This window comes from Actinoplanes auranticolor, assembly GCF_018332655.1.
Classification (GTDB): Bacteria; Actinomycetota; Actinomycetes; order Mycobacteriales; family Micromonosporaceae; genus Actinoplanes; species Actinoplanes auranticolor.
The window spans coordinates 154349-163862 of the sequence record NZ_BOQL01000044.1; the positions used below are offsets into that span (position 1 = coordinate 154349).

The 9514-nt window shown below is 71.9% G+C and carries 8 protein-coding genes and 1 pseudogene; 4 read left to right on the top strand and 5 right to left on the bottom strand.

The window, feature by feature from the left end; all coding sequences use genetic code 11:
* Positions 1-89 precede the first annotated feature (89 nt).
* Together Aau02nite_RS28030 and Aau02nite_RS28035 are read left to right on the top strand one after the other, a co-directional pair.
* The gene (locus tag Aau02nite_RS28030; RefSeq protein ID WP_212991577.1) at positions 90-1148 is read left to right on the top strand and encodes a LacI family DNA-binding transcriptional regulator; all 1059 of its coding nucleotides are present in this window, start codon (positions 90-92) and stop codon (positions 1146-1148) included.
* Between the two features lie 275 nt (positions 1149-1423).
* Entirely contained in the window at positions 1424-3211 is a 1788-nt protein-coding gene (locus tag Aau02nite_RS28035; RefSeq protein WP_212991578.1) for a carbohydrate-binding module family 20 domain-containing protein, read from the top strand.
* A 49-nt stretch (positions 3212-3260) separates the two neighbouring features.
* On the opposite strand, the gene Aau02nite_RS28040 is transcribed toward Aau02nite_RS28035, so the two are convergent.
* The 4 genes from Aau02nite_RS28040 to Aau02nite_RS28055 form a co-directional block, all read right to left on the bottom strand.
* Positions 3261-4184 carry a 2-hydroxyacid dehydrogenase gene (locus tag Aau02nite_RS28040; RefSeq protein ID WP_246595492.1) on the bottom strand — a complete coding sequence of 308 codons (924 nt, stop codon included), beginning with the start codon at positions 4182-4184 and terminating at the stop codon, positions 3261-3263.
* A 125-nt stretch (positions 4185-4309) separates the two neighbouring features.
* A complete protein-coding gene (locus Aau02nite_RS28045) occupies positions 4310-5914 on the bottom strand; it encodes an alpha/beta fold hydrolase (RefSeq protein ID WP_212991579.1) in 1605 nt (534 codons plus the stop codon).
* A 27-nt stretch (positions 5915-5941) separates the two neighbouring features.
* Positions 5942-7372 carry an extracellular solute-binding protein gene (locus tag Aau02nite_RS28050; protein WP_212991580.1) on the bottom strand — a complete coding sequence of 477 codons (1431 nt, stop codon included), beginning with the start codon at positions 7370-7372 and terminating at the stop codon, positions 5942-5944.
* Positions 7369-7887, bottom strand: a complete 519-nt coding sequence (locus Aau02nite_RS28055) for an RNA polymerase sigma factor (protein WP_212991581.1) — start codon at positions 7885-7887, stop codon at positions 7369-7371. The genes Aau02nite_RS28050 and Aau02nite_RS28055 overlap by 4 nt, the downstream gene beginning before the upstream one ends.
* 179 nt (positions 7888-8066) lie before the next feature.
* Here Aau02nite_RS28055 and Aau02nite_RS28060 point away from each other — a divergent pair, with 179 nt between their 5' ends.
* On the top strand, positions 8067-8438 hold the full coding sequence (locus Aau02nite_RS28060; protein ID WP_212991582.1) for a hypothetical protein: 372 nt from the start codon (positions 8067-8069) through the stop codon (positions 8436-8438).
* A gap of 148 nt (positions 8439-8586) precedes the next feature.
* The gene (locus tag Aau02nite_RS28065; protein ID WP_246595497.1) at positions 8587-9162 is read left to right on the top strand and encodes a carbohydrate ABC transporter permease; all 576 of its coding nucleotides are present in this window, start codon (positions 8587-8589) and stop codon (positions 9160-9162) included.
* Positions 9163-9291: 129 nt separating this feature from the next.
* Here the strand turns inward: Aau02nite_RS28065 and Aau02nite_RS28070 are convergent.
* Positions 9292-9514, bottom strand: a pseudogene (locus tag Aau02nite_RS28070) (hypothetical protein); the annotation flags it as partial.

Here is a 9514-nt window from a genome sequence, read left to right on the forward strand (position 1 = left end):
GAATGGAAGGGCTTGCAATGGCTTCGCAAGAAGTTCCAGGAGCGATTCGCCCACCGTCCCGCATCGCGGACGGCTCTATAGTGACGCCCATGCGCGCACGTTTGTCCGACATCGCGCGCCAGGCCGAGGTCAGCGAGGCGACGGTGTCGCGGGTCCTCAACGACCGGCCCGGCGTCTCCACCGAAACCCGCCAGGCCGTGCTGACCGCCCTCGACGTGCTGGGTTACGAACGGCCCGAGCGGTTGCGCAAGCGCAGCGCCGGGCTGGTCGGACTGATCGTCCCGGAGCTGGAGAACCCGATCTTCCCGGCCTTCGCGCAGACGATCGAGTCGGCGCTGTCGCAGAGCGGCTTCACCCCGGTGCTGTGCACCCAGACGCCCGGCGGCGTCACCGAGGACGAGTACGTGGAGATGCTGCTCGACCGCCAGGTGTCCGGCATCGTGTTCGTCTCGGGCCTGCACGCCGACACCACCGCCGACCACGAGCGCTACCGCCGCCTGGTGCAGCGCCCGCTGCCGATCGTGCTGATCAACGGGTACGCCGAGGGTCTGGACGCCCCGTTCATCTTCTGCGACGACCGGCTGGCCGGCGAGCTGGCGGTGTCCCACCTGGTCGCGCTCGGGCACACCCGGATCGGTTTCGTCTCGGGGCCCGACCGGTTCCTCAACGTGCAGCGCAAGCTGGCCGGTTACCGTGCCGCCATGCGCCGTGAGCTGGGCGCGAGCGACCGCGAGCTGGACGAGCTGGTCGCCCTGACCCTGTTCGGGGTCGAGGGTGGCGAGGTGGCGGCGGGCCAGCTGCTCAGCCGCGGGGTCACCGGCATCGTCTGCGGTTCGGACCTGATGGCCCTGGGTGCGATCCGGGCCGCGCGCCGGCGCGAGCTGAGCGTGCCGCGCGACGTCTCGGTGGTGGGCTTCGACGACTCACCGCTGATCGCGTTCACCGATCCGCCGCTGACCACGCTGCGCCAGCCGGTGGCGGCGATGGGCAACGCGGCGATCCGCCAGCTCGTCGACGAGATCAACGGCCACGGCGCGCCCCGCTCGGAGTACGTCTTCTCCCCCGAGCTGGTGGTGCGCGGCTCCACTGCGATCCACAAGGCCGGCCGCACCGCCGAGAGCGTGGACGTCACCGCCGCACTGACGTAGTCGCGTAACGCTTGTTAAGTTGATCTTTGAAAGTTCTTGCCGGTGGTATGACCTGCGAGAACGCCCGCGACCTGCCGTTTCGTGGGGCCAGCACTCTTGATCAACCGTCTTTGCTGCAAGGCGAACGTGACGTGATCGGGCATTCCGGGCGCATGTATCGAGAGCGGTCGCTTTACCGGTGGGAAACACCCTGGTAACTTTCCGGCACTTGCGCAAGAAGTTTCACGGTGCCGTCCCCCGCCGTACCGCTCCTCGCGTCCCTGGAGGTTCTGCGAATGCGTACCCGTCAGGTTGTCGCCGCCGCGACAACCGCTGTCCTGGCCACGGCCCTGCTGGCCGTCGGCATCGTCCGCAACGCCGAGAACGCCGAGGCCTCCACCGCCTCCCCCGGCGCCAAGGACGTCATCGTCCACCTCTTCGAATGGCCCTGGGCCTCGGTCGCCACCGAGTGCACCACCACGCTGGGGCCCAAGGGCTTCGGCGGGGTGCAGGTCTCCCCACCGCAGGAGCACGTGGTGCTGCCGGGCAGCGGCTATCCCTGGTGGCAGGACTACCAGCCGGTCAGCTACCAGCTCACCACCCGCCGCGGTGACCGCAACGCCTTCGCCAGCATGGTGCGGACCTGCCACGCGGCCGGCGTGAAGATCTACGTCGACGCGGTCGTCAACCACATGGCCGGCGGCGCGTCCACCGGCACCGGCAGCGGCGGCACCGGCTACAGCCACTACGCGTACCCGGCTGTGCCCTACGGCAACGACGACTTCCACCACTGCGGGCGCAACGGCAACGACGACATCGCCAACTACGGCGACAAGTGGGAGGTGCAGAACTGCGAGCTGGTCGACCTGTCCGACCTCAAGACCGAGTCGTCGTACGTGCGCGGCAAGCTCACCGCGTACCTGAACGACCTGGTGTCGCTGGGCGTCGACGGCTTCCGGGTGGACGCGGCCAAGCACATGCCGGCCGGCGACATGGCGGCGTTCCTCGCGCCGGTGACCGGCGACCCGTATGTCTTCTCCGAGGTGATCGAGGGCGGCGCGGGTGAGCCCACGCCTGAGGAGTACGCCGGCTTCGGCGACGTGACCGAGTTCCGCTACGGCGACGTGGTGGGCGGCGCGTTCCAGAACGGCAACCTGGCCAACCTGAACAACCTGGCGAGCTCGATGCGGCTCGGCTCCGGTGACGCGGTGGCCTTCGTGGACAACCACGACACCCAGCGCAACGGCCGGGCCAAACTGACCTACCGGAACGGCTCCGCGTACGCGCTGGCCGAGGCCTTCATGATCGCCTGGCCGTACGGTGTCCCGCAGGTCATGTCCAGCTTCACGTTCTCCGGGCCCGACGCCGGGCCGCCCGCCGCGAGTAACGGCACCACCAACCAGGTGAGCTGCGGCAACGGCTGGGAGTGCGAGCACCGCTGGCGCACCACCGCCAACATGGTCGCGCTGCGCAACACGGCGGCCGGCGCCGGCGTCACCAACTGGTGGAGCAACGGCTCGAACCAGATCGCCTTCGGCCGGGGTAGCACCGGGTACGTGGCGTTCAACCGCTCCGGCGCGGCGCTGACCCGGACGTTCCAGACCTCGCTGCCGGCCGGCACCTACTGCGACGTGATGGCCGGGGACCTCTCCGGGGGCTCGTGCACCGGCCCGGCGTACACGGTGAACGGCAGCGGCCAGGTCACCGCGACCGTCGCCGCCAACGCCGCGCTCGCCCTGCACACCAACGCCCGTACCAGCGGGACCGGCACGCCGCCGGCCGGCTGCACCACCGCGGCGACCACCTTCGCGGCGACCGTCAGCACCACGTTCGGTCAGAACGTCTTCGTCACCGGCAACACGGCGGCGCTGGGCAACTGGAACCCGGCGAACGCGGTCGCGCTGTCCTCGGCGACGTACCCGGTCTGGCGGGCGACGGTGTCGCTGCCGGGCAATACCGCGGTGGAGTACAAGTACATCAAGAAGGAGGGGTCGGCCGTGGTGTGGGAGAGCGACCCGAACCGTACGCGGACCACTGCCGCGGCCTCGCCGTGCACGGCGACCTGGGCCGACACCTGGCGCTGACCACCCCGGCCGCCGTCACCCACCTGCGGGCGGGTGGCGGCGGCCGGCCTCAGGACCGCAGCACCACGTTGACCGGCTCCGCGCCGGCCAGCAGCAGGTCGAGCTGCCGGCGCACCAGCCGGGCCACCCGCGGCAGCATGGCGCTGGACATGCCGCCGGCGTGCGGGCTGATCAGCACGTTCGGCAGCCGGAACAGCTCATGGCCGGCCGGCAGCGGCTCCGGATCGGTGACGTCGAGCGCGAACCGCAGCCGCCCGGCGCTCGCCTCCCGCACGATCGCGGCGGTGTCCGCCACCCGCCCGCGCGCGACGTTGACGACGATCGCACCGTCGGGCAGCGCGGCCAGGAGAGCGGCGTCGACCAGATGCACGGTGTCCTCGGTCAGCGGCACCCCGACGATGACGACCTCGCAGGTGGGCAGCAGCTCCGGCAGTTCCGCGATGCCGTGCACACCCTCGCGGGCGGTACGCGCGACCCGTACGAGCTCCACCTCGAACGGCGCCAGCCGTGCCTCGACCGCCCGCCCGACCCCGCCCTGCCCGAGCACCAGCACCCGCCGGTCGGCCAGGCTCGGATACCAGTCGGGCGCGATCGGCCCGCCGGCCCGGACGTAGTCGGGGATGCCGCGCTGCGCGGCGAGCAGCAGCGCGAGGGCCAGCTCGGCGGTGGAGGTCTCGTGCACCCCGCGCGCGTTGGCGTAGACCTGCCCGGGCGGCAGCGCCTCGGCGACGCCGTCGTAGCCCAGATACTGCGCCTGAACCAGCCGGGTCCGCACCCCGGCCAGCCGGCGCAGGTGCTCGTTGCCCGGCACGTACGGCACGACCACGAGATCGATGTCCTCGGCGGGCGCGGGACCGGTCATGTCCCAGCGCAGCAGCTCCACTCCGGGCGGGACGTCACCCAGCGCCTGGGCGAGCCGCTCGTCCGGCAGACTGACCCGTAACCCGGTGCCCGCCCGTGCTGGTGCATTCACGTGTCGCTACCTTCCGGCGACGCCGGCTGCTGGACACCCGGCGGAGGTTCTGGTCGGTCGCCATTATGGCCGGAGACAGGCGGCGGGAGGGCCGGCATCAGCTGCCGGCCCTCCCCCCTCACCCCCTACCGGACCGCGGTCGGCACCGTCGACGGTTCCCACGTCGGCGGGGTCGCCGCGATCGCTTCCCGCAAGGTGGCGAACCGGGATCCGGAGGCCGGCGCCCCGGTCACCGTCGCCACCGCGAAGCGCACCAGCCGTTCCCGTACGTAGGCCACGTTGGCCGGCCCGTGCTCGTTCTCCGAGTGCGGCCCGCGCACCAGCGCCAGCTCGGCCCGGCCGCCGGCCCGCCGGTACGCGCTGAACGACGCCAGCGGGCCCTGGTATTCGTCCCACGCTCCCTGAGCGATGAACGTGGCCGGCCAGTCGCCCATGCCGGCCAGGGGTTCGCTGGTGGGCAAATAGATGAAGTGGTTCACCTCGGCCTGCGCGGCCGCGTAGATCAGGTCGCCCGGGTCGTAGAACGGGTGTCCCCACTGCGCCGACAGGATGAGCGCGCCGCGGATGTTGCGGTGGCCCCACGGCTCGGAGCAGGGCCGGCCCGGGGTGTCCAGGGCACACCAGCGGTGCAGGTTGGCGTTCATCGCCCACTGGGTCGCGTACGCGCCCTGGCTGGCCCCGCCCAGCAGGATCGGCATGGTCCGGGCCAGGTGGCCGTCGCCCAGCAGCCGCCGGACCGCGGCGCCGCCGGTACGGGTCACGCCGTCCGGTCCCAGCGCCCGCAGGCCGGTGCCGTCCTGCAGCGCGTCCACCATGCGCAGCATGTCCAGGCCCTGCTGCAGGGTGTTGTCCGCGCTGAGCCCTCCGGAGATGCCGTGGCCGCGCTTGTCCACGGTGAGCACGTCGAAGCCGGCCTTGTGCAGCGCGAGCAGGTACTCCCGCCACTGCCGCGCACCCCATTTCTCGGTGCCCCGGGACGGATAGCTGAGGCCCACGTACGCCCCCGTGGCGTCCTCGGCGTAGAGCGGGTCGGCCGGGTCCTGCACGGCCGTCGTCTCGATGGTCCGGCCGCCGAGCAGCACCGCCAGCGCACGGATCCGCCGGCCGCCGGGAGCGCTCACCCCGCTGCCGCGCAGGTGCCAGCCGCGCAGCCGCACCGGCTCGGTGCTGCCCCGGTTGATCACCTCGTACGGTTCGGCCGGCACCGTGAACTCGACGGTGGACGTGCTCTTGTCCGCGGCGGCGATGCCCTCCCGGTACGGCGCGCGGGAGAAGTACGCGGGCCGCCGGATGTCCGCCAGGTCGACGCGCGCGGCGAACGGGTCGATGGCACCGTCGGGGTCGACGAGGCCGGTGGACCGGAACTGCCCGGGCTGGTATCCGGCCACGTCGGACAGCGCCGAGCAGGGCGGCGCGGCGCGGCACTCGTCGAGCCGGCGCTGCGCCGCGGCGAACGAGAACTCGTTCACCCGGTAGTCGCCGGCGTAGCCGGCCGGCGCGGGCGTGAGCCGGCTGAACGGCACGCACACGCGTCCCAGCTTGCGGTCCGGCACGGCGTAGCCCGCCATGACCTTGTTGTGCGGGTAGCCGACCTGCGCCGAGCAGTCGGCCGGCGGCGCGGCGGCGTTCTCGTCCGGCGGTGCTCCGTGTGCCGGGCCGGGCAGGGTGAGCAGGGACAGGACGAGCAGGACGCCGGTCGTCGCGGCGATCCGGGCATGCGGAATCAGCACAGGTGCCTCCCGTGATGGTGGTGGTGGTCAGCGGGTCGCGGCCATGGCGGCCACGAACTGGTCGGGGGTGATCTCGAGCCGGAAGAGCCGTTCGGTCTCGTCGAGCAGCTCGCCGGCGACGGTCGAGGGCAGCGCCTGGTCCCAGACGAGCGTGAAGGTGGGCGCGCTTTCCGCCAGGGCGTGGGTGAAGCGGGCGAACTCGGCGTGCGGGTGGGCGGCCAGCCGCGGTTCCAGGTCGCGGATCGCCGGCACCTCGCCGGCCTCGAGCAGGCCGTCCAGGTACGCGTCCGACGTCACGGTCCGCAGCAGGAAGTCCACCGCCTCCGTCCGGTACGGGCTCTGCGCGTCGACGGTCAGGTAGTTGGCCGGGACGCCGACGAGGGCGGCAGGATCACCGATGCCCCCGGCGACCGTGGGGAACGGCACCCAGCCCAGGTCGCGGGTCGCGAACGTGGAGTCGGCCCGCAGCTGGTTGCCGTACTCCCAGCTGCCCATCACCTGCATGGCTGCCTGACCGGAGGCGAGCGCTTGGGACGCCGTCCCGGACTCGTACCCCATCACGTCGGCGGCCGGACCGAACGCACCGCGGTCGACCAGCTCCCGCACCAGCGTGGCCGCCTGCTTCAGGGCCGGGTGCCGCCAGGCGCCGGGCCGGCCGGCGACGATGTCGGCGAAGACGCCCGAGCCGCCGATCCGGTCGGTGAGGTAGGACAGGTACATCAGCGCGGGCCAGCGCTCGCCGCCACCCAGCGCGATCGGGGTGATGTCCTTGCCCCGGAACGTGTCCACGGCGGTCAGCAGCTCGGCGTAGGTCCGCGGCGGATCGAGGCCCGCGCCGGTGAAGAGCTTCTTGTTGTAGAAGAGCACGACCGGCTGGACCCCGGTCATCGGCAGGCCGTACAGCCGGCCGTCGACCTTGGCCCCTTCGAGCACGCAGGGCAGCAGCACGTCGGACAGCTCGGGCCGCTCGGCCACGGCGTCGGTGATGTCGGTAGCGTGGCCGGTCCGGACCGGCTCGGTGAGGCTCGCGCCGCCCCAGTTCTCGAAGACGTCCGGTGCGGGGTCCGGCCACGGCCCGGCCATCACCCGCTTGTAGGCGTCGTTGCCGAAGGTGGACAGCCGCACGCTCACGTCGGATCGGTCGTTGAAGGCGCCGATGCGGTCGCGCAGGCCGGGATTGCGGTCGGCAGTGCCCAGGGTCCACAGCTGGATGACACCGGTGTGCGGCGTGGCCGGGGTCGTGCGCAGGCCGAGCTGCGGGCCGGCTACCGCCACCACTGTGGCCAGCGCGACGAGGGCGGCCGCCGCGCCGGTGGCCATCCGCAGGCGGCGCCGGCGCCGGACGAAGCGGCGCCGGACCGCACCGACCGCGCCGGCCGGGGCGCCGGGCAGCGCGTTCGCGGCCTGGGCCAGGGTGACGGCGAGCCGCCTGGCGAGCATGTCGTCGTCGGTGTTCATGGCGTCATCCTCAGCATCCAGTCGTGGCCGGGCTCCGCGCCGGCCCGGGCGCGCAGATGCTGCCGCAGCGCCCGCAGGGCCCGGGTGTAGCGGCTGGACACCGTGCCGCGCGGCTCGCCGGACATCGCGGCGATCTCGTCGAACGTGTACCGGAACAGCACGTGCAGCACGACCACGGTGCGCTCCGGTTTGCCCAGCGCGTGCAGTGCGTCCCACAGCGCCGGGTCGGTGACCCGGCGGTGGGCGGGATCCTCGCCGTCGCGGTCGGCGATGGTGGACGGCACCTCGCGCCGCCAGCGCCGCCAGCGGCTGACGTTGCGGGTCACGATGACCCGCCGGGCGTACGCCTCGGGGTCGGTGCGCACCGAGTCCCAGCGCCGCCACACCTCCACGACGGCGACCTGGGCCAGGTCGTCGGCCTCGGCCGCGCTGCCGCAGACCAGGTACGCGAACCGGCGCAACGAGTCCAGCCGGGTACGCGCGAACTCGTCGGCGTCGTCCGCTTCGGCGCTCATCAGCCACCTCCTCGCCGGACAGACGCTCACCGTCGTCGATGTGCTGCATCGGCGAGTGTCGGGTAGCCGACAGTTTCCGGCGCCGCACAGCCTGTCCGATCGAGATCAGTCCTCGCCGATCACCATGGAACCCGTGGGTAGCTTCGCATCCACCCACCCGACCCCTGGAGGACGAAGACATGGCCGAGATGGACATCGCTCTCAAGGACGCCATGACGATCGACGGCGCGATCGGCGTCGCGCTGGTCGACCACACCAGCGGCATGGCGCTGGGCATCGCGGGCGGCACCCGGGACTTCGACCTCAACGTCGCGGCCGCCGGCAACACCGACGTCGTGCGGTCCAAGCTGCGCGCGATGGAACTGCTGGGTATCCAGGAGCAGATCGAGGACATCCTGATCACGCTGGAGAGCCAGTACCACCTGATCCGGCCGCTGACCGCGCGCTCCGGGCACGGGCTGTTCCTCTACCTGTCGCTGGACCGCTCGCGGGCCAACCTCGCCATGGCCCGCCACCACCTGCGCCGCATCGAGGCCCTGCTCAACATCTAGGGCGCAGCACCGGGGCACATCACTTGGGCCAGGAGCGCAGGCCGACCGAGTTGTGGGTGAAGCGGGACCGGTACGCCGACGCGCTCAGGCCGTAGTGGGCGCGGAACCGCCGGGCGAAGTAGTCCTGACCGTGGCGAGCGTGGCCATCATGACGGTCACCTCGGCGATGGTCGCGTACGTGCTGCAGCGCCGCCGCAGCCGGTGGAACGGCTTCGTCAACTTCCTGGTGCTGTCCGGGCTGATCATCCCCCCGGCGGTGGTACCGACGATCTGGGTGCTGCAGCGCCTCGGGCTGTTCCGTACGATGCCCGGCCTGATCCTCGTCGAGGTGGCCTTCGGGCTGGCCTTCTGCGTGCTGCTGTTCCAGGCGTTCATCGCGACGATCCCGCGGGAGCTGGACGAGGCGGCGGTGATCGACGGTGCCGGGCCGGGCCGGCTGTTCTTCCGGGTGATCTTCCCGCTGCTGCGCCCGGTGATCGTGACGGTCGTGCTGGTGCAGTCGGTCTTCGTCTACAACGACTTCGTCAACCCGCTGTACTTCCTGCCGGGTGAGCAGAACGCCACCGTGCAGCTGACGCTGTACAACTTCAGCAGCCAGTTCAACACCCAGTACAACCTGCTGTTCATGGACATCCTGCTGATCACGATCCCGCCGCTGATCATGTTCCTGGCCTTCAACCGGCAGATCGTGGCCGGCATGACGGCCGGCGCGGTGAAGGGCTGAACCCCGAACCGCCCGGGTCGTCATTCCGTCGGACAGCCGTGGGTTCTCCGCTGGACGCTGCAAGCCGTCACGATCGGCGGCTCGCAGCGTTGCGGCGGCAGGACGCGGCAGTCGCGCCGTTCGCTCAGATCAGGACGTGGGCGGGATCTGGACGCCGACGACGAGGCCACCGGGGGTGTTCGGCTCGGCGGGCTGGGCCGGCTCGGCGGCGGGATCGGTCGGCGTGGCCGCCGTCGGCTCGGTGCCGGGCGCGGCCGTCGCCGGACTGCCGGCATCGGTTTCTGCCGGCTCAGCTGTGGGAGCGGTGGTCGGCTCGACCGTCGCGCCCGTGGTCGGCTCGGTCGTCGGGTCC

What these genes read in the sequence shown, in the direction of transcription:
- Aau02nite_RS28030 (WP_212991577.1), top strand. Translation starts at nt 90, where the DNA reads ATGCGCGCACGTTTGTCCGACATCGCGCGCCAGGCCGAGGTCAGCGAG.
- Aau02nite_RS28035 (WP_212991578.1), top strand. Translation starts at nt 1,424, where the DNA reads ATGCGTACCCGTCAGGTTGTCGCCGCCGCGACAACCGCTGTCCTGGCC.
- Aau02nite_RS28050 (WP_212991580.1), bottom strand. Translation starts at nt 7,372, where the DNA reads ATGAACACCGACGACGACATGCTCGCCAGGCGGCTCGCCGTCACCCTG.
- Aau02nite_RS28055 (WP_212991581.1), bottom strand. Translation starts at nt 7,887, where the DNA reads ATGAGCGCCGAAGCGGACGACGCCGACGAGTTCGCGCGTACCCGGCTG.
- Aau02nite_RS28060 (WP_212991582.1), top strand. Translation starts at nt 8,067, where the DNA reads ATGGCCGAGATGGACATCGCTCTCAAGGACGCCATGACGATCGACGGC.
- Aau02nite_RS28065 (WP_246595497.1), top strand. Translation starts at nt 8,587, where the DNA reads ATGACGGTCACCTCGGCGATGGTCGCGTACGTGCTGCAGCGCCGCCGC.